16 protein-coding genes and 1 tRNA gene are annotated in these 17,596 nt (G+C 67.4%); 11 read left to right on the top strand and 6 right to left on the bottom strand.

Annotation, left to right across the window (positions count from 1 at the left end):
• Window positions 1-348 precede the first annotated feature (348 nt).
• The 3 genes from RIV12_RS09055 (at window position 349) to RIV12_RS09045 (ending at window position 2,215) form a co-directional block, all read left to right on the top strand.
• Entirely contained in the window at window positions 349-591 is a 243-nt protein-coding gene (locus tag RIV12_RS09055; protein ID WP_075417381.1) for a helix-turn-helix domain-containing protein, read from the top strand.
• 147 nt (window positions 592-738) lie between these two features.
• Complete coding sequence (locus RIV12_RS09050) at window positions 739-837, top strand: 30S ribosomal protein bS22 (protein WP_003792170.1); 99 nt, start codon at window positions 739-741, stop codon at window positions 835-837.
• A 103-nt stretch (window positions 838-940) separates the two neighbouring features.
• Window positions 941-2,215 (top strand): UDP-N-acetylmuramate dehydrogenase, encoded by a 1,275-nt coding sequence (locus RIV12_RS09045; protein ID WP_075417380.1) that lies wholly within the window; start codon window positions 941-943, stop codon window positions 2,213-2,215.
• On the opposite strand, the gene RIV12_RS09040 is transcribed toward RIV12_RS09045, so the two are convergent.
• Window positions 2,212-3,255 (bottom strand): adenosine deaminase, encoded by a 1,044-nt coding sequence (locus tag RIV12_RS09040; RefSeq protein WP_075417379.1) that lies wholly within the window; start codon window positions 3,253-3,255, stop codon window positions 2,212-2,214. The genes RIV12_RS09045 and RIV12_RS09040 overlap by 4 nt on opposite strands.
• Window positions 3,256-3,600: 345 nt before the next feature.
• Between RIV12_RS09040 and RIV12_RS09035 the strand changes: the two genes are divergently transcribed.
• Window positions 3,601-4,848 (top strand): phosphotransferase, encoded by a 1,248-nt coding sequence (locus RIV12_RS09035; protein ID WP_309323289.1) that lies wholly within the window; start codon window positions 3,601-3,603, stop codon window positions 4,846-4,848.
• Window positions 4,849-4,878: 30 nt separating this feature from the next.
• On the opposite strand, the gene RIV12_RS09030 is transcribed toward RIV12_RS09035, so the two are convergent.
• Both RIV12_RS09030 and RIV12_RS09025 read right to left on the bottom strand, forming a co-directional pair.
• The gene (locus tag RIV12_RS09030) at window positions 4,879-6,003 is read right to left on the bottom strand and encodes a variant leucine-rich repeat-containing protein (protein WP_309323287.1); all 1,125 of its coding nucleotides are present in this window, start codon (window positions 6,001-6,003) and stop codon (window positions 4,879-4,881) included.
• 107 nt (window positions 6,004-6,110) lie between these two features.
• Window positions 6,111-7,325, bottom strand: a complete 1,215-nt coding sequence (locus RIV12_RS09025) for a pyridoxal phosphate-dependent aminotransferase (protein WP_075417378.1) — start codon at window positions 7,323-7,325, stop codon at window positions 6,111-6,113.
• 200 nt (window positions 7,326-7,525) lie between these two features.
• Between RIV12_RS09025 and RIV12_RS09020 the strand changes: the two genes are divergently transcribed.
• The 5 genes from RIV12_RS09020 to rplA all read left to right on the top strand — a co-directional run bounded on the left by RIV12_RS09020 (window position 7,526) and on the right by rplA (window position 10,383).
• Window positions 7,526-7,598 (top strand) — tRNA-Trp (locus RIV12_RS09020).
• A 96-nt stretch (window positions 7,599-7,694) separates the two neighbouring features.
• Window positions 7,695-7,931: a preprotein translocase subunit SecE gene (secE, locus tag RIV12_RS09015; RefSeq protein WP_075417377.1), complete on the top strand. Its 237-nt coding sequence runs from the start codon at window positions 7,695-7,697 to the stop codon at window positions 7,929-7,931.
• A 135-nt stretch (window positions 7,932-8,066) separates the two neighbouring features.
• The gene (nusG, locus tag RIV12_RS09010; protein WP_309323285.1) at window positions 8,067-8,903 is read left to right on the top strand and encodes a transcription termination/antitermination protein NusG; all 837 of its coding nucleotides are present in this window, start codon (window positions 8,067-8,069) and stop codon (window positions 8,901-8,903) included.
• A gap of 260 nt (window positions 8,904-9,163) precedes the next feature.
• Window positions 9,164-9,595, top strand: a complete 432-nt coding sequence (rplK, locus tag RIV12_RS09005; protein ID WP_009233246.1) for a 50S ribosomal protein L11 — start codon at window positions 9,164-9,166, stop codon at window positions 9,593-9,595.
• 98 nt (window positions 9,596-9,693) lie between these two features.
• A complete protein-coding gene (rplA, locus tag RIV12_RS09000) occupies window positions 9,694-10,383 on the top strand; it encodes a 50S ribosomal protein L1 (RefSeq protein WP_075250043.1) in 690 nt (229 codons plus the stop codon).
• Between the two features lie 293 nt (window positions 10,384-10,676).
• Here the strand turns inward: rplA and RIV12_RS08995 are convergent, their stop codons facing one another.
• The 3 genes from RIV12_RS08995 to RIV12_RS08985 form a co-directional block, all read right to left on the bottom strand.
• A complete protein-coding gene (locus tag RIV12_RS08995; RefSeq protein WP_309323283.1) occupies window positions 10,677-12,176 on the bottom strand; it encodes an OmpA family protein in 1,500 nt (499 codons plus the stop codon).
• 221 nt (window positions 12,177-12,397) lie between these two features.
• The gene (locus tag RIV12_RS08990; RefSeq protein ID WP_309323282.1) at window positions 12,398-14,020 is read right to left on the bottom strand and encodes an OmpA family protein; all 1,623 of its coding nucleotides are present in this window, start codon (window positions 14,018-14,020) and stop codon (window positions 12,398-12,400) included.
• A 14-nt stretch (window positions 14,021-14,034) separates the two neighbouring features.
• Window positions 14,035-15,684 (bottom strand): OmpA family protein, encoded by a 1,650-nt coding sequence (locus tag RIV12_RS08985; RefSeq protein WP_309323291.1) that lies wholly within the window; start codon window positions 15,682-15,684, stop codon window positions 14,035-14,037.
• 335 nt (window positions 15,685-16,019) lie between these two features.
• Here RIV12_RS08985 and RIV12_RS08980 point away from each other — a divergent pair, with 335 nt between their 5' ends.
• Both RIV12_RS08980 and RIV12_RS08975 read left to right on the top strand, forming a co-directional pair.
• Window positions 16,020-16,643 (top strand): hypothetical protein, encoded by a 624-nt coding sequence (locus RIV12_RS08980; RefSeq protein ID WP_309323280.1) that lies wholly within the window; start codon window positions 16,020-16,022, stop codon window positions 16,641-16,643.
• 188 nt (window positions 16,644-16,831) lie between these two features.
• Window positions 16,832-17,326 carry an OmpA family protein gene (locus RIV12_RS08975; RefSeq protein ID WP_309323278.1) on the top strand — a complete coding sequence of 165 codons (495 nt, stop codon included), beginning with the start codon at window positions 16,832-16,834 and terminating at the stop codon, window positions 17,324-17,326.
• Window positions 17,327-17,596 lie beyond the last annotated feature (270 nt).

Below are 17,596 nucleotides of genomic sequence, written 5' to 3'. Positions count from 1 at the left end.
GGCGCCTCGCCTCGGGAGCCGCGGTCGGGCTCCGGCTCCTGTGCGGTGTCTGTCTGGGGCACGGTCGCCATTGTGGTCCTGCTGGCATGACTTCGTCACGTTTCCCGGCGTCATGGGCCGGGTGTGTTCGGTGGAGTCGGCGCCCGCGGCTCGATGCGGGCAGCGGTGGGGACCGAGGGCGTCGGGCGGATCGCAGAGGATGCGGCAGCGACAGTTGGTGCCCGAGTGTGAGATGCGACGCCTGTGGTGAATGGTGCCCGAGAAATCCTGTGCGAAGGCTGGTGCGGAGATATATTGGCGTTGTTCCTGCCCCGATGGGGCCACCCGCGACGAACGGACCTCAAGCTCATGGCACCGGGCCTTCCCACATCCCCCAGCGCCGCCGGCGCCCCCTCGTTCCTCACCGTGGCTGAGGTGGCGGCAATGCTGCGCGTGTCCAAGATGACCGTCTACCGGATGGTGCACTCCGGCGACCTGCCCGCGATGCAGGTCGGGCGCTCCTTCCGCGTACCCGAGCGCGCCGTTCACGACTACCTGTCCGCGGGGCTGGGTGACTGGGGCCACGACGCGTCAGAGGCATCAGGGTCCTAGGAGCCGCTACACTCAGGCGGTCACCTGCGTGGTCGGCCGCTGAGCCTCACGCGCCGACCAACCGCCCCATGGCATAACCCTCGCCGGCCTGCCTCGGCCCGCAGGGAGGGTCTGCGGGCACTACGAAGCGAACTGCGAGGAGATCTCATGGGATCCGTCATCAAGAAGCGCCGCAAGCGCATGGCCAAGAAGAAGCACCGCAAGCTGCTTCGCAAGACGCGTCACCAGCGTCGCAACAAGAAGTGAGACGAGCGGCCCGTCCGCGTCTCGGGGCTCCGTGCACACTGCTGGTGTGAGCGGGGCCCTGCTTGTCTCACGAGGAACCGACCAGGAAGAGCGGAGACCTTCGTTGACCACCACCCCAGATGACCGCGCCCCCGCTGACCCGTCGACCGAGCCGCAGCTGGTGGAAGGCGACTGCACCGTCCCGTTGAGCGTCGACGTCGACTCATCCGCCTGGCCCGCACCCGTCCAGGCCCTGGCGCACACGCCCGGCTCCGGCGTCCGGCCGACCAGCCTGGCCGAGCTGACCACGCTTCGCGTGGGCGGGCCGGTGGGCACCTACGTCGAGGCCACCACTCAGAGCGAGCTGACCGAGGCGATCCGCGAGGCCGACGCCGCAGGGACGCCCGTCCTCGTCATCGGCGGCGGCTCCAACATCATGGCCTCCGATGCCGGCTTCGACGGGCTCGTCATCCGTGATGCCCGCGCTGAGGTCTCACTCGTCTCGGACTCGGTGTGCGGCGGCGTCGAGGTCACCGCCACTGCCGGCACCACCTGGGACGACCTGGTGCGCGAGGCCATCGCCAGCCAGTGGGCCGGGTTCGCGCCCCTGTCCGGGATCCCCGGCACGGTGGGCGCCGCCCCCGTGCAGAACATCGGGGCCTACGGCGCCGAGGTCGCCGAGCTCATCGCCAGCGTGCGCGCCTGGGACCGCCTGCGCAACCGGGTTGTCTGGCTGGCCCTGGGTGAGCTGGGACTGGGCTACCGGGACTCGCGTCTCAAGCAGTCCCTCACCGACACCGAGGCGGGCGGCGGGCGCCTGTGGGGGCCGACCGGACGCTGGGTGGTTCTCGACGCCACCTTCGCCGTGCGGCAGGGGTCCCTGTCCTCCCGGATCGCCTACTCCCAGCTGGCCGGGACGCTCGGTGTCGAACTGGGCGACCGAGTGCCCGAGCGCGAGCTGCGCGAGGCGGTTCTCGAGCTGCGCCGCTCCAAGGGGATGGTGCTGGACGGCGCCGACCACGACACCTGGTCGGCCGGCTCCTTCTTCACCAACCCGATCCTGACCACGGCCGAGGCCGAGCACCTGCCCGAGGACGCGCCCCGCTTCCCAGTCACCGATCACTCGCAGGTGGTGCTCGGTACCAAGGAGGCCCCCGTCATCGAGGGCCTGGTCAAGACCAGCGCCGCCTGGCTCATCGACCACGCGGGCTTCACCAAGGGATTCGCCGTGGAGGCCGGAGCACCGGCCGGGCTGTCCACCAAGCACGTTCTGGCACTGACCAACCGTGGCGGCGCGACCGGGACCGACCTGGCTCGCCTGCGCGACGCGGTCGTGGCCGGGGTGCGCGAGCGCTACGGGGTCACCCTCGTGCCTGAGCCCGTTCAGGTCGGCTTCTAGAGCTTTCCGTTTCCGGCCCCCTGACCGGGTGATGCCAGCCAGGCGTCCACCTCGGCCAGCCATGCCCGCTTAGCCGTTGGTGAGGCCAGGCAGGCGCGGATCGACCCGCGGGCCAGCTCAGCCAGCTCGGCGTCGTCGCAGCCCAGGGCCCGGGCGATCTCGTACTGGTCGACGAGCCGGGACTGGAAGAGCAGAGGGTCATCGGCGCTCAGGGCGATCTGCGCCCCATGACTCATGAGCGTGCGCAGGGGGACGTCGTCCGGGCTGTGATAGACGCCCAGGCTCACGTTGGAGGCGGGGCAGACCTCGAGGCTGATACCGGAGGCGACGATCGCGTCCAACAGTGCCGGATCCTCGCCGGCGCGTACCCCGTGGCCCAGGCGTGTGGGGCCGAGTGCGGAGACGACCTCGCGCAGGTGATCGGGCCCTAAGAGCTCCCCTCCGTGCGGCATGGAGGCCAGGCCGCCCCGGCGGGCGATGGCGAAGGCCCGCTCCCAGGAGGAGGTCTGCCCGGCGCGCTCATCGTTGGACAGGCCGAAGCCGATCACCTCGCCCGGCTGGTCCCCGGCGTAGCGCACCGCCAGGCGCGCGAGCGTGCGGGCGTCCAACGGGTGACGCATCCGGGAGGCCGCAACGATGACCGCCACCTCCACTCCACTCAGGGTCGTGGCCTGCTTGGCGGCGTCGAGGATGATCTCCAGGGCGGGGGTGATCCCACCGACGAAGGGGGCGTAGCTGGTCGGGTCGACCTGGATCTCCAGGCGGCGTGAGCCCTCGGCGGCGTCGTCCAGAGCGGCCTCCAGGACGATGCGGCGCATGACCTCCTCAGTGCGAACCAGGGCCCGGGCCGTGTCGTAGGCGCGTTGGAAGCGGAACCATCCGCGTCGGTCGGCGGGTACGCGCAGAGGGTCGCCGTCCAGGAAGTTCGACGGCAGGCGCGTGCGCGCGGAGGAGGCCAGCTCGATGAGGGTCTCCAGGCGCATCGACCCCGTGAAGTGCAGGTGCAGGTGCGCCTTGGGAAGGGTGGCGAGGTCTCGCATGGGTGGATTCTTCCACGCGTTCGCATCCCACCGGCAGCCCTCCTGCGCGAGGCGGGGAGGCGCCAAGGTGTCACGATTGGCGACTTCTCCAAGTGGCGTCGACAGTCTGTGGCGTGAGGGAAAGGCGCGGACCTGCGCAGACAGGGGATAGGAGTCCGGTGAGCCCTCTCGACTCGATCTAAAAACCGACCGGAGTGACAGATCGGTGCTCGTGTGCGGAACCCGCCTTCGGCGCCCCTGTCGTTCGTCTCCTGGCGCGGGAGGTGACCGCCGCTTCCGCTGTTGCCGAACACCAGGGGCCGTTTTAGAGGCGAACCACCAGGTGGGTGGGGCACACTAACTGCCATGAACCACTCGTCGGCGTCCCAGGAGCCCGAGGAGGTGGCCCTGCTGACGGGGCCGCGCGCCGCGTCCGTGCTCTCCGCCGCCCTCGCCCCGGCCGGCCAGCGTCTGGCCAGCTGGGAGGTCCACTCAGTCCACCACCGGCCCGGAGCGGGTGTGTCCGTGGGGTACACGGCTGTTGTCGTCGCGCCCAACGGGCGTTCCACCACCGAGTACCTGTGCGCAACGACGGCTCGCCTGTCCAACCCGCATGCGCCGGGACTGACCCGGGTGGCCCCCACCGGTGGGGACGGTCCCGCGGTCCACGTGTGGCGCCACCCGGCCGATCCCGAGCTGCCCGGTCTGGTAGTGGCCTGCACGCCCTCGCTGCTCTCAGCCCGAATCGGCACGCAGGTCAAGGCCACGATGGTGGCCTACCGGCCCACGCGTCGAGCGGTCGTGCGCGCCACCTTCCCGGATGAGACCACCGCCTACGCCAAGGTCCTGCGCCCGAGCCAGGCTCCGTCCTTCGCTCAGCGGCACCGCCTGCTGACCACCTCAGGCGTGCCCGCGCCCGAGGTTCTGCGAGAGGACCCCGATGGGCTCGTCCTGCTGTCCACCGGTCGAGGGGTGGCCCTGTCCGGTCTGCTGTCCCAGGGCATGAGCGTCTCGCGCAGCGAACGTGTCTTCAACGGTCTCATCTCATTGCTGGACGCCCTGCCGGCCAGTGCCATGCAGCTGCCGGCACACGCCGCATGGTCGGAGCGGGCCCGACACTACGCGCATGCAGCCGCCACGGTCCTGCCCGAGCACGCCGCCCGCGCCCGGGCCGTGGCCGAGGGTGTCGAGCAGCTCATGGCCGCCTCCGACGCAGGCCGGCCGGTCCCGGTCCACGGCGACTTCTATGAGGCCAATGTCCTCATGGAGGGCGAGGCCGTCACCAGCCTGCTCGACGTGGACTCCCTGGGGCCCGGTTACCGGGTTGATGACCTGGCCTGTCTGTTGGGGCACGTCAGCGTGCTGGACCATCTGGCACCCGCCTCCTACCCGAAGCTGCGCCCCATCCTGGAGACCTGGACCCGTATGGCCGAGCGGCAGGTGGACCCGGTCTCCCTGCGTGCTCGCTGCGCCGGCGTGGTCCTGTCCCTGGTGGCCGGTGCTCGCCGCGAGGACGGCGGTCCGTGGCGCCCCGACGCCGAGGGGCGCCTGGCCCGGGCCGAGACCTGGTTGGCTCAAGGCCGTGAGATCCAGGCCCGCCGCGGGGCCCACTGACAGCCCCGTCGGGTGCCCGGCTCGAGGCCGTCAGAAGCGGATGAGTGACTTCCTGGAGATGGTGAATCCTCGTCCGGTGGTTGTGTTCCAGCAGGTCATCCCCCTGGTCTGCGAGGTGCACGCGTAGTCGGAGAAGGTCGTGGTCTGCTCGTACTGGAGTGTGTGGAAGGTGTCCCCCGGCTTTCCCAGGTACTCCTCTCCGCAGCGGACCTCGGTTCGGTTGGCGAGCACCACGATGGAGAACTCCCGGTCGGAGCAGTCCTGCATCCCGGAGGAGGCGTAGTCCCGCTCCAGGATCGAGCAACCGACTCCCTCGTTGGAGAGGACGCAGGAGATGTTCTTCGAAGGGGCTTCCACGTACTGGTAGGAGTACGTCGTTGTGGACGTGGGAAGGGCGGGGCCGCTGGGGAGTATCGGTCCGGCGGTGGGAGGTACGGCCTGCTCTGCAGCAGTACCCGCGCTTGAGGAGGGGGCCGCAGTGGCGGACGAGGCGGATGTCGTATCGGACTGTCGTCCACGGTTCGCCAGCAGCATGCCGCCGAGGACTCCGGCCGCAGCGACTACCAGGATCAGAGCGACAACCAGTGCGGTCATCAGCCTGACAGGAGAGCCGGAACGAGGCGCAGGACGGTCGAGGGACGGTGCCGGTGCCGCCGAGGCTGCTGGGGCAGTGCCGGATGCGGGCGGCGCTGCGGGCAGTGCCATGGTCGCTGGAGCCGGTGCGGTCCCCGGGGCTGAGGCCGTCGCTGGTGCCGGTGCGGTCCCCGGGGCTGAGGCCGTCGCTGGTGCCGCTGACGCGGCTCCCAGCATCATCGCCTGAGGAGCTGTCTCCACGGGGATCGCGGCGTACGTCGAGATGCTGCTGTAGTCCGCGGTCGATGCCGTGGGCAGGCACGCGGTTTCCGCGGTCCTCAGACGGTTCGTGTCCGATGCGGCCGCAGCGCTGGTGGGGGACGCGGGTGACACGTGGGGGAGATCGTCCGCGCCCATCTGGAGAACCTGCTCGCGCAGCACCGCGGGGATGGCGGGATTGGCGGCGACAACCGGCCGTAGGTCGGGAAAAGCCCTGGCGAGGTACTCCAGCACCTCAGGCTCGGTACTGGGATCGGCGGCGCGACGTTCATCGTCGGGAGTGTGGGCGGGCACGAATCGCATGATAAGTCCCGCGAGGACGAGGAGGCCCCGCCTGAAACCACATTGGTACGAAGCCTCGAGCCGGGCACCGCGAGGAGTGCCCGGCTCGAGGGGAGTGGCGACCGCTTCTAGTCGACCTCGGCCAGCAGCTTCTGGACCCGGCCCACGCCCTCGACCAGGTCGTCGTCGCCCAGTGCGTAGGACAGCCGCACGAAGCCCGAGGGGCCGAAGGCCTCGCCGGGGACAATGGCGACCTCGGCGTGCTCAAGGACGAGCGCGGCCAGCGTGGCCGAGCTGTCGATCGTGGTGCCGCGCAGCGTGCGCCCGACGAGCCCCTCGATGCTGGGGTAGGCGTAGAAGGCGCCGCGGGGCACGGGCACGGTCAGTCCCTCGATCTGCGAGAGCATCTCCACCATGGTGCGCCGGCGCCGGTCGAAGGCGGTGCGCATCTGCTCGACGGCGGCCAGGTCGCCGCTGACGGCCGCCAGGGCCGCGCGCTGCGAGACGTTGGCGACGTTGGAGGTCAGGTGGGACTGGAAGTTCGTGGCCGCCTTGATGACATCGCTGGGGGCGATCATCCAGCCCACACGCCATCCGGTCATGGCGTAGGTCTTGGCCACCCCGTTGAGGACGATCGTCTGCTCGGCGAGCTCGGGAACCAGCTTGACGACGTGCGCGGTCTGGGCGCCGTCGTAGAGGAGGTGCTCGTAGATCTCGTCGGTGATGACCCAGACCCCGTGCTCCAGGGCCCACTGGCCGATGGCGGTCAGTTCCTCGGGCGTGTAGACCGAGCCGGTCGGGTTCGACGGCGAGCACAGCAGCAGCACCTTGGTGCGCTCGGTGCGGGCGGCCTCGAGCTGGTCGACGCTGACCTTGTAGTCCTGGTCGGCCCCGGCGAAGACCTCGACCGTGGTGCCCCCGGCCAGGGCGATGGCCTCGGGGTAGGTGGTCCAGTACGGCGCGGGCAGCAGGACCTCGTCACCGGGGTCGACGATCGCGGCGAAGGCCTGGAAGACGGCCTGCTTGCCGCCGTTGGTGACCAGGATGTCGTCGGGGGAGACCTCGTAGCCGGAGTCGCGCAGCGTCTTGGCGGCGATGGCCTCGCGCAGGACTGGCAGGCCCTTGGCGGGCGAGTACTTGTGGTTGGCCGGGTCCTTCGCGGCGGCGACGGCGGCCTCAACGATGTAGTCGGGGGTCGGGAAGTCGGGCTCTCCGGCGCCGAAGCCGATGACGGGGCGGCCGGCGGCCTTGAGGGCCTTGGCCTTGGCGTCGACGGCCAGGGTGGCGGAGGGGGCGATGGCGGACAGTCGGGCGGAAACGCGGTGCGTGGGTGCAGGTGTCACCCGACTATGGTCCCACGACCTGCGAGGCCCGCATGTCTAAAACACGTCCGATCTGCCGGTGATGACACAGCGACGGCACCTGGGGCGCCTCCGGGGCCGCGGCGAGGCGGATTCTCCTCCGGTCGGCCTCGGCGTGGCGCACCCCACGGCCAGCGGTTACCGCAAAGGCCTGCTCGTATGGCAAACTAGAGCACCGCTGAAGGGCAGTGGCGCAATTGGTAGCGCACCGGTCTCCAAAACCGGCGGTTGTGGGTTCGAGTCCCGCCTGCCCTGCTGAGAACGGCGGATCTGTCGGGAGATCCCGTCGGTTTCGTCTTCTCCCCGCTGTGCGGGAACTGACCTGACCGTCGACCCTGAGGACCCAGATTCATGAGCGAGAGCGCACGCGCCGCGGCAGGCAAGTCGGGCAGGAAGCGCGGCTTCTTCGGGCGCATCGCCCTGTTCATCCGCCAGGTCATTGACGAGCTGCGCAAGGTTGTCTGGCCCACCATGAACGAGCTGTGGACCTACTTCACCGTGGTGGTCGTCTTCATCATCGCCATCATGGCCTTCACCGGGGTGCTGGACTTCGCCTTCAACCGGGCCGTCATGTGGCTCTTCGCCTGACGTCCCGGTTTCTGCGGTCGCGCCCTCATCGGGGGTGCTCGGTTCCGCTCCCGACCATGTCTACTCCCGACGGCGCCGCTGCTCGCGCAGCCCGTCGCATCCGCTCGTCTCACGCCACTGGAAAGCAGGTACACCATGTCTGAGGATGTCTCCTCGCAGACCACCGCCGACGACCTCGAGGTCCTCGCCTCGCTCGCGGCCGACGACGCCGGTGACGCCGTCGAATCGGTTGAGGTCGCCGAGACCGCCGAGGTGGCCGAGGCGCAGCCCGACGCCGCCGCTGAGCCGGTCGAGCCGGCTGAGGAGGCGCCCGTCGTCGACCCGCTGGCCGAGTTCCGCCGCCAGATGTCGGCCCTGCCGGGGCAGTGGTACGTGCTGCACACCTACTCCGGCTACGAGCGTCGCGTGGCCGCCGACATTATGGCCCGCGCCGAGAACTTCGAGGTCGAGGACTACATCTTCGACGCCACCGTCCCCATGGAGACGGTCATCGAGATCAAGAACGGCAACAAGAAGAAGGAAGTCTCCCGGGTACGCATCCCCGGCTACGTGTTCGTGCGCATGGACCTCGATGACCCGGAGACCTCGGACAAGGTGTGGCGCACCATCAAGGACACCCCGGCCGTCACCGGCTTCGTGGGGGACCGCTACAACCCGGTGCCGCTGACCTTCGAGGAGGCCGTCGCCCAGCTCGGCCCCACGCCCGAGGAGATCGCCGCCAAGGAGGCCGCCGCGGCGGAGGCCACTGCCCCCGAGTCCGGCTCCGGCACCCAGATCGCCACTGGTGGTCAGGTCTTCGAGGTCGCCTTCGAGGTCGGCGAGTCCGTCATCGTCACCGACGGCCCCTTCGAGTCCCTCCCGGCCACGATCTCCGAGATCCACCCCGACACTCAGAAGCTCCAGGTGCTCATCTCCCTGTTCGGCCGTGACACCCCGGCCGAGCTCTCCTTCACCCAGGTCGCCAAGATCTGAGGCGGACCTGAAGAAAGGCCCCGACATCGGCTGTGGCCCGACGACGCAGAACAGGCGTCGTCGGGCCACAGCCGCCCGGGCCGCGCGAGCGGCCACGGCACGGGAGCCATGAATCACAGGCCGATGTCCTGTGATACCGCGCACCGGGCGCCCTGCTCGGCCCGGCGGCGGGCTACGATGAGCGCTTGTGTGTGCGCATGCACCCACGGCTGCACGGCAGGCGTGCAGCACATCCGGACAAGTAAGAAGGACCCATTCCTATGGCCCCCAAGAAGAAGGTCGCCGGGCTGATCAAGCTCCAGATCCAGGCCGGCCAGGCCAACCCCGCTCCGCCGATCGGCCCCGCCCTGGGTGCCCACGGCGTCAATATCATGGAGTTCTGCAAGGCGTACAACGCGGCGACCGAGTCGCAGCGCGGCAACGTCATCCCCGTGGAGATCACCGTCTACGAGGACCGCTCCTTCACCTTCATCACCAAGACCCCTCCGGCCGCCGAGCTCATCAAGAAGGCCGCGGGCGTCCCCAAGGGATCCGCCACACCCCACACCGTGAAGGTGGCCTCCCTGACCCAGGCCCAGGTGCGTGAGATCGCCGAGTCCAAGATGCCCGACCTCAACGCCAACGACGTCGAGGCCGCCGCCAAGATCATCGCCGGCACCGCCCGCTCCATGGGCATCACCGTCGAGGCCTGAGGCACTCGCCGGTCCGCCGGTTCTCTCAACTCAACCCCCATACGAAACCGTGGAAGGGCCTCGCGCGGCCCGAACACCACGACTGCAAGGAGAAGCAGATGACCAAGCGCTCCAAGGCCTACCGCGCCGCGGCTGAGAAGATCCAGTCCGGAGTCCTCTACACCCCGGCCGAGGCCGTTCACCTGGCCAAGTCCACCTCCATCACCAAGTTCGACGCCACCGTGGATGTCGTCTTCCGCCTGGGAGTCGACCCCCGTAAGGCGGACCAGATGGTCCGCGGCACCGTGTCCCTGCCGCACGGTACCGGTAAGACCGCCCGCGTCGTCGTCTTCGCCCAGGGTGAGCGTGCCGAGCAGGCCCTCGCCGCCGGCGCGGACGAGGTCGGTGGCGACGAGCTCATCGAGAAGGTCGCCAAGGGCTACACGGACTTCGACGCCGCTGTGGCCACCCCGGACCTCATGGGCAAGGTCGGCCGCCTGGGCCGCGTCCTGGGCCCCCGGGGCCTCATGCCCAACCCCCGCACCGGCACCGTGACGATGGACGTGGCCAAGGCCGTCTCCGACATCAAGGGCGGCCGTATCGAGTTCCGCGTGGACCGCGCCTCCAACCTCCACTTCATCATCGGCAAGGCCTCCTTCTCCGAGGAGCAGCTGACGGAGAACTTCCAGGCCGCCCTGGAGGAGGTCCTGCGCCTCAAGCCCTCGACCTCGAAGGGCCGCTACATCCTCAAGGCCACCATGACCACCACCATGGGCCCCGGCATCCCGATGGATGTCACCAAGGCCTGAGGCCCTTTCTCTTCACGACGGCGTCGGCCGCCTCCTCATCCGGGAGGCGGCCGACGCCGTTCTTCGCCTTCCGGGTTGTCCGGGCGGTCCCCGGGTCCTGCCCGGGGACCGCCCGAGTCCTCCACGGGGGCATCTGCCCATGGTCCGAGGGGTGCCAGGCTGGCTACGGTGAAGCCGTCGGTGGAGCACCGGATGGGGGAGGGGAGTGGAGAAGCTGGTTGTCCCCGTCCTTGTCTCTCCCTCTCGCAAGGACGGGGACGACCTCTCCGCCTTGAGGTAGGCCCGGATACGCCTCAGCTGTTTTTGACGGGGATGTCGGTGAGGCGGAAGGCGAAGTCGGCGATGTGTTTTGTGGGTGCTGCGTGGTCGAGGGTGATGGTGTCGCCGCCGGGGTCGGGCCAGACGACGCAGACGGTGGTGGTGCCGGCCTTGATAGGGGGAGTGAGCTGGAGCTCGGTGAGGGGGACGTGGGTCTTGAAACCGGCGTCGAGGTAGTCGGCGGGGTAGATGCGTTCGCCTCCGGCCAGGAGGGTCAACCCATTGGAGGAGAGCTCGGTGGGCTCGCTGCTGCCGTCCTCGCTGCGGGAGTTGGAGAAGAGAACCTCTTTGTCGCCGAGCCAGATCTCGAGGCCGCTGGGGGTGGAGTCCTTCTTCGCGTTGAGGGTGGTGTGGAGCTGTCCGAGGAGGTAGCCGCCAGAGCGGGTGACGTGGTTCAGGCTGATGGTGAGCTGGGCGCCACTGTCATGCTTGACGGTGACGCCTTCGGTGCCCTTGGCAACCGGGCCCTTGGGGTCTGGCAGCTTACCGCTGCTACTGGGGGTGGGGGTGGTGTTGTTCTTGGTGGTGGTGCCGCCGGTGGGGGTCAGGGTGATCTCGACGCGCCGGTTGACGGCCCGGGCCTCGTCGCTGGTGTCCTTGACCTTGGGCTCGGACTCGCCCTTGCCGGACACGCTGGTCTGCCACGTGTCGAGCTTGGTGAGCTGCTCGAGGCGGGTCTTGACGGCGTTGGCGCGCTTCTCGGAGAGGGTCTGGTTGTAGGCGTCGTCCTGGACGTCGTCGGTGTGCCCCACGATCGTGAGCGTCCCGCCGTCGGGGTACTGGTTCAGCTGGCCGGCGACGGTTTGGAGCTGGGTCTCGGCGGCGGGGGCCAGGTCGGCTGAGTCGGAGGCGAAGGTGACATCACTGGCGAGGGTGACGGTGATGTCCTTGCTTCCGGTGTGGGTGCTGGTGGAGTCATCCAGTGCCCGGGTGTAGCGCTCAATGGGCACCGGGGCGGCCAGAGCCTGGTCGGGCTTTGCCTTGTAGTTGGGGTTGGCGACGCTGTCGAAGGCCTTGTCGATGGCCTCAAGGTCGATGCCGGAGGCTGCTGCGGCACTGCTGTCGAGGACGTTGACGGTGACGAAGCCGGCCTGGGGGACGAAGACGGTGACCTCCTTGGCGTCCACCGGCCCGAAGAGCACGAAGCAGCTGGTGGACTCACCCGGTTTGAGCGGCAGCTTGTTGTAGTTGTCCTTGACCTTGTTCTCCACGCTGGCGGTGGCTACCCACGCCCGTTTGGTGGGCAGGTCCAGCAGACGCACCCCGTTGGCGCCCCAGTCGGATCTCCTCAGGCGACCGGGGCGTGACAAAGGCATGGATGCCTCGAAGGTGTTGCTGCTGCTGTCACCGGAGGCGTCTGCGATGTCCTTGACCGCGGGGTCGTCCTTGGCCCGCGTCAGCTTCAGGACCAGCACGGTGGTCGTCTCGTCGCGGCGCACCAGCGGCGAGACCTGAATCCCCAGGTGGTGACCCATGACGTGAGCATCAAGCTCTTGCCAGCCCTGAGGCGCCCCCGACGCCCCAGGCACGGCCGCCCCTGACGCCCTACCCGCCGACGCCGACGCTGCTGCGGAAGTGGGGCCGGTCTGACGCTTCGACAGCCAGGGGGCCTTGCACCCGGCCATTACCGGCAACCCGACACCGGTCAGGATCGCACCGGACAGAAACACACGGCGACGCATTTGGGTAGGTCCTTTCAGCTGTTCTTGACGGGGATGTCGGTGAGGCGGAAGGCAGTGGTCGAGTAGCTGTCCTCCGATTGGGGATGGTCGAGCGTGACCGTGTCGCCGCCGGGGTCGGGCCAGACAACGCCAACGGTGGTGACAGTTCCACCTAGGAGTTCATCACCGACATACAGCTCGGTCAGCGGGATATGAGCTTTGATGTCGGCCTGCTCGTAGTCGGCGGGGAAGACTCGTTCGGTGCCTGAGATGAGAGTCAGCCCGTCGGCGGCCATGAAGGTTGCGTTACTTCCAGTGTCCTCGTCTCGCTGGTTTCCGGATCTGCTCTCCAGGTCGGTGAGTAACACGGTGAGATTTGCGCTGTGAGAACTGGGCTTGACGGTGCAGGTCAAGGTGCCCAGAAGGTAGCCGCCTTGGCGAGTGACATGGTCGAGAACAATGGTGACCTCGCCGTTGCTGTTAGCACTTTTAGCAGTCACAGTGACGCCGTCGGAGCCCTTGGCGCTGGGGCCTTCCGAGGCCGGCAGGGTGCCGGGATTGCTTCTGTTGGGGGTGGGGGATGAGCCCTTCTTGGTAGTGCCGTTGGTGGGGGTCAGGGTGATCTCGACGCGTCGGTTAGCGGCGCGGGCCTCGTCGCTGTTGTCGTTGATCTTGGGCTCGGACTCGCCTTTGCCGGTGGCGGATGTCTTCCACTTGTCCAGGCTGGCGATCTGCTCAAGCCTGGTTTTGACGGCGTTGGCGCGCTTCTCGGAGAGGGTCTGGTTGTAGGCGTCGTCCTGGACGTCGTCGGTGTGGCCCACGATGGTGAGTGTTCCGCCGTCGGGGTACTGCCCCAGCTGGCCGGCTACGCTCTGGAGCTGCGCCTCAGCACCCGACGCCAAATCAGCTGAGTCGGAGGCGAAGGTGACGTCGCTGGCGAGGGTGACGGTGATGTCCTTGCCGCCCGTGTGGGTACTGGTGGAGTCGTCCAGAGAGCGCGTGTATCGTTCAATGGGTGCCGGGGTGGCGAGCGTAGTATTAGGGTGCGTATCCAGTTCGGTTTGAGCTGCAGACAGGTCGATGTTTGCCTGTTGGGCGGATCCTGCCCCGAGAACCGAGACAGTCACGAACCCGGTCATAGGAACGAAGACGGTCACTTGCTCGGAGTCGACCTTGCCGAAGGCAACGTAGTAGGTGGCCTTTTCTCCCGGTGCGATCCCGGGGTCGGCATTACTTCCATCGATGGAGTTCCATACGCGTCCGGTCTGCAAGTCCATGATTCTGACAGCCGAGGCGACGTTCCCTGGTTGAAGGTTTGCTCGGCTTCTCCAGTAGTCAACAATGGTGAACTTGTTTTCCGGCGTAGAAGACGTTGGCTTGTTCTCTGTGCGGTTTTTGTCATCGGATGCTCGAACTAGCTCCAAGGCCAGAATCGAGGTGGTTTCATCCTTGCGAATAATTGGGGAGACGTTCACGATGATGTGGTGACCGGCGATGTGGCCGTCGAGCTGCTGCCATCCCTGCGGCGCCGCAGGCGCCCTGCCCGCCGAGGTCGAACCGGCCTGATGCTTCGACTGCCAGGGGAGCTTGCAGCCGGCCAGCAGCGGCAAGCCCGCACCGGTCAGGATCGTTCCGGAGAGAAATACGCGACGACGCACTGCTGTGGGTCCTTTCAGCTGTTCTTGACGGGGATGTCGGTGAGGCGGAAGGCCGTGCCCTTGGGAGAGTACTTGCCCTCGGGGTGGTCCAGGATGACGGCGTCGCCGCCGGGGTCGGGCCAGACGACGCAGACAGAGGCGATGCCGCCCTTGAGATGGTCGGAGACATTGAGCTCGGTCAAAGGGAGGTGCTGCTCAGCGTCGGCGTCGCGGTAGTCGGCGGCGAAGATACGCTCCCCGCTGGCGATGAGTGTCAGACCATCGCTGGCATTGAAGGTTGGTAGGGCGCCTCCGTCCTCGCCGCGTTGGTTGGCCAGGAGTGTCTGGGGATCCTCGAGCAGCGCGTGCAGTGGAGCGCCTGTGGAACCGTCTTTGACGGTGCAGGTGATGGTGCCCAGCAGGTATCCGCCGGTGCGGGTGACGTGGTCGAGGGTGATGATGACCTCCCCGCTGGTGTCGGTGCCCTTGGAGGTGAGGGTGACGCCCTCGGAGCCCTTGGCGACGGGGCCCTGTGGGTCCGGGAGGGTGGCGCCGCCGGAGTTGTTGGGGGTGGCGGACGCTCCCTTCTTCGCGGTGCCGCCGGTGGGGGTCAGGGTGATCTCGACTCGTCGGTTGGCGGCGCGGGCCTGGTCGGTGGTGTCCTTGACCTTGGGCTGGCTCTCGCCCTTGCCGGACACGCTGGTCTTCCACTTGTCCAGGCTGGTGAGCTGCTCGAGGCGGGTCTTGACGGCGTTGGCGCGTTTGTCGGAGAGGGTCTGGTTGTAGGCGTCGTCCTGGATGTCGTCGGTGTGGCCCACGATGGTGAGTGTTCCGCCGTCGGGGTGCTGCTTGAGCTGGTCGGCCACTGTCTGGATCTGTGCCTCGGCACCTGAGGCCAGGTCGGCTGAGTCGGGGGCGAAGGTGACGTCTGATGCCAGGGTGACGGTGATGTTCTTGCCGCCGGCCTGGGTGCTGGTGGAGTCATCCAGGGCTCTCGTGTAGCGGTCAATGGTGACGGGGGCGGCGAGCTCCGGGGCGGCGTGGGAGGACTGGTCGAGCGAGGTCTGGGCGATGCTCAGGTTGACGTCGGCCTTCTTGGCGGCGTCCGCTTCTAGGACTGAGACGGTGACGAAACCGGCCATCGGGACCATGACGGTCACGGTGTCGGAGTCGACCTTGCCGAAGGACAGGAAGGAGGAGATCTTCTCGCCGGGGGCGAGGTCGAGGAACAGGCCGCTGCCATTGATGGCACTCCATACGCGCCCGGAGCCCAGGTCGAGGAGCTTGACCAGGGAGGCTCCGGTGCCGGGGCGGAAGATTGATGGGACTCCCAGGTAGTTCGAGATGCTGAGCTTGTTGTCGTTGCCGTTGTAGGAGTTGGCGACGGCGTCGATGGAGGCGTCGTCCTTGGCGCGGGTCAGCCTCAGAGCGATGATCGAGGTCTTCTCATCCTGGCGGATGACCGGGGAGACCTCCACGCTCACCTTGTGGCCCATGATGTGGGCGTCGAGCTTCTGCCAGTCGGTACTGCCTGCCTTGGCACTGCTGCCGGATGAGGCGGATCCTCCGGCTGTGGTCGAGGAACGCGATGATGAGGCGGATCCGCCTTTGCCCTTCGACACCACCGGTAGGTCACAGCCAGCCAGCACGGGAAGCGCCGCCCCCGCCAGGGCCGAGAGGACCACGAGCGACCGACGAGACGGCGTCGGAGAAGGAACGCGACGTGAATGGGAGAATACCGAGACCACGGGAACTCCTTAATGGGGTCGACAGAAATACTCAAAGAGAATAGGTGGGGCGCAATTATCTGAGCAAGGGCAGCTCCCCGTGTACTCCCCATCGCTCCACGGGGAGTACACGGGTACTCCGGGTATCCTATGGGGACCCGGGTGTATCCGTGTCCTACACGTTTTCTCCCCGTGGGAGCCTCCCCATTTCTCGAATGAGGAATGCTGCATAGAGTTTCAGTATTCCTGCAGGCCGTAGTGGCCTGATCGAGAGCATTGGAGGTCCTATCGTGATGACTGCTTCGAAGCGAATCCTGGCTGCCGTGAGCGCCATTGGTCTGGCAGCGACCCTGGCGTCCTGTGAACTGGGGGGCGTCTCGGGCTCGAAGAGCTCAAATGCGTCGGCGACAACGCAGACGTCGGCATCAGCGCCGAAGTCGGCGCAGTCCGGGGGTGGTGGCAAAGGCGGTCAAGGTGCTGCCATTGAATCTCACGCCACCAGCATTGACAGCAAGCCCGCAACTGTCTCCCTGAACTCCGTCTCTGCCACGGGGACGACGGTCACCGTCATGTTCTCCGTGACGAATGATGACAAGAGCAATGATATGTACGTCACCGATTACTTCTCGGATGGAGACGACTCGATTCCGCAGCCCAGTGGAAAAGCGACACCGGGGGGAAGTAAGAACAATGTCGATGGTCTTACACTCATTGAGCCGTCTTCCTCGAACATCTATCGAGTCTCCTACGACTCTCAGGGTGGCTGCCTGTGCTCCAGTGACCTCAACGAGTTCGTCAAGCCCGGTCAGACAATCGCATTCCAGGCGACCTTCACCGGCGTTCCTGCGGATACGAAGACCGTCAGCGTCACCATTCCCAATGGCGGAAACTTCACTAACGTGGCGGTGTCACGATGAAACGGCGAACTCTTCTTGCATCATGGACGACGGGTGCGGGGCTGCAACATCGCACGAGGCTCGTCGCCGCGATTGTCGGTGCGAGCGCATTGGCCTGGTCGACCGCGGCCGGGGCTGCCGCGTTGCCTGCTGAGCCCCATGCTGTCCCTCCGGCGGAGGCTTCGGCGAAGAACGCTACGCCGGATCCGATGCCGACGCTCAAGCCGCAGGAAAGCGGCGGTCCGGGTGAGTCCCGGCAGGTTCAGCCCCTGGATCGGCGTGTTGTCCCGGTGTCTCGATCGAGCAGCTCGGACAGCGCGGTCACCTACTCCTCGGATGGGCAGACCACGGTGGCCTCACTGTCCGGTGACGTCACCTTCGATGTCGACTCCTCCGCCCTGACCGACCGCGCCAAGCAGGTGCTTGACGACATCATCGTCAAGCGCTGGAAAGGCAAACCGCCGGCCACGGTCACCGTGGTGGGGCATACGGATTCCGTAGCCGACGACGCTCACAACCAGACGCTCTCCGAGCAGCGGGCGAAGGCGGTCGCGGACTACCTGACCTCCAAGGTCCCGTCCCTGAACGTCCAGTCCTCCGGCAAGGGGGAGAGCGAGCCTGTGGCCTCCGAGACCAATGCGGACGGCAGTGTCAATGAGGCCGGCAAGGCCGCCAACCGTCACGTCGACGTGCGCTGGGGGTAGGCGAAGGGATGGTGCGTTGTCCCCATATGACCACCACGAAGATTGTGGCACTTTACGAAGGGTCAGTTGAAATCGTGGTCGCTCCGAGGGTGTCCCACGGAGCCCTTCAAAGGGGCGCACGTGGGGCGCTGGCCCCTGGGGCCTTGCCTCGGTTGTCCGTAACCTCCACCGAAGGCGGTGTGCTCATGGAGAGTGTCTCCCAAGGGAATGCCTTGGTACTCCCACGGTCTGGCCGCTGGGAGTGGAAGGTGTGGAAGCAGATGGCTGACG

Origin of the sequence: Actinomyces stomatis (assembly GCF_031292835.1) — a bacterium.
In the GTDB taxonomy this organism is placed as follows: Bacteria; Actinomycetota; Actinomycetes; order Actinomycetales; family Actinomycetaceae; genus Actinomyces; species Actinomyces stomatis.
The sequence above is the reverse complement of the archived record's forward strand: the minus strand, read 5'-3'. Positions and strand labels throughout refer to the sequence as shown.

What these genes read in the sequence shown, in the direction of transcription:
- RIV12_RS09055 (WP_075417381.1), top strand. Translation starts at nt 349, where the DNA reads ATGGCACCGGGCCTTCCCACATCCCCCAGCGCCGCCGGCGCCCCCTCG.
- RIV12_RS08975 (WP_309323278.1), top strand. Translation starts at nt 16,832, where the DNA reads ATGCCGACGCTCAAGCCGCAGGAAAGCGGCGGTCCGGGTGAGTCCCGG.
- RIV12_RS09030 (WP_309323287.1), bottom strand. Translation starts at nt 6,003, where the DNA reads ATGCGATTCGTGCCCGCCCACACTCCCGACGATGAACGTCGCGCCGCC.
- RIV12_RS09050 (WP_003792170.1), top strand. Translation starts at nt 739, where the DNA reads ATGGGATCCGTCATCAAGAAGCGCCGCAAGCGCATGGCCAAGAAGAAG.
- RIV12_RS09040 (WP_075417379.1), bottom strand. Translation starts at nt 3,255, where the DNA reads ATGCGAGACCTCGCCACCCTTCCCAAGGCGCACCTGCACCTGCACTTC.
- rplA (WP_075250043.1), top strand. Translation starts at nt 9,694, where the DNA reads ATGACCAAGCGCTCCAAGGCCTACCGCGCCGCGGCTGAGAAGATCCAG.
- RIV12_RS09035 (WP_309323289.1), top strand. Translation starts at nt 3,601, where the DNA reads ATGAACCACTCGTCGGCGTCCCAGGAGCCCGAGGAGGTGGCCCTGCTG.
- nusG (WP_309323285.1), top strand. Translation starts at nt 8,067, where the DNA reads ATGTCTGAGGATGTCTCCTCGCAGACCACCGCCGACGACCTCGAGGTC.
- secE (WP_075417377.1), top strand. Translation starts at nt 7,695, where the DNA reads ATGAGCGAGAGCGCACGCGCCGCGGCAGGCAAGTCGGGCAGGAAGCGC.
- RIV12_RS08980 (WP_309323280.1), top strand. Translation starts at nt 16,020, where the DNA reads ATGACTGCTTCGAAGCGAATCCTGGCTGCCGTGAGCGCCATTGGTCTG.
- rplK (WP_009233246.1), top strand. Translation starts at nt 9,164, where the DNA reads ATGGCCCCCAAGAAGAAGGTCGCCGGGCTGATCAAGCTCCAGATCCAG.
- RIV12_RS08995 (WP_309323283.1), bottom strand. Translation starts at nt 12,176, where the DNA reads ATGGGTCACCACCTGGGGATTCAGGTCTCGCCGCTGGTGCGCCGCGAC.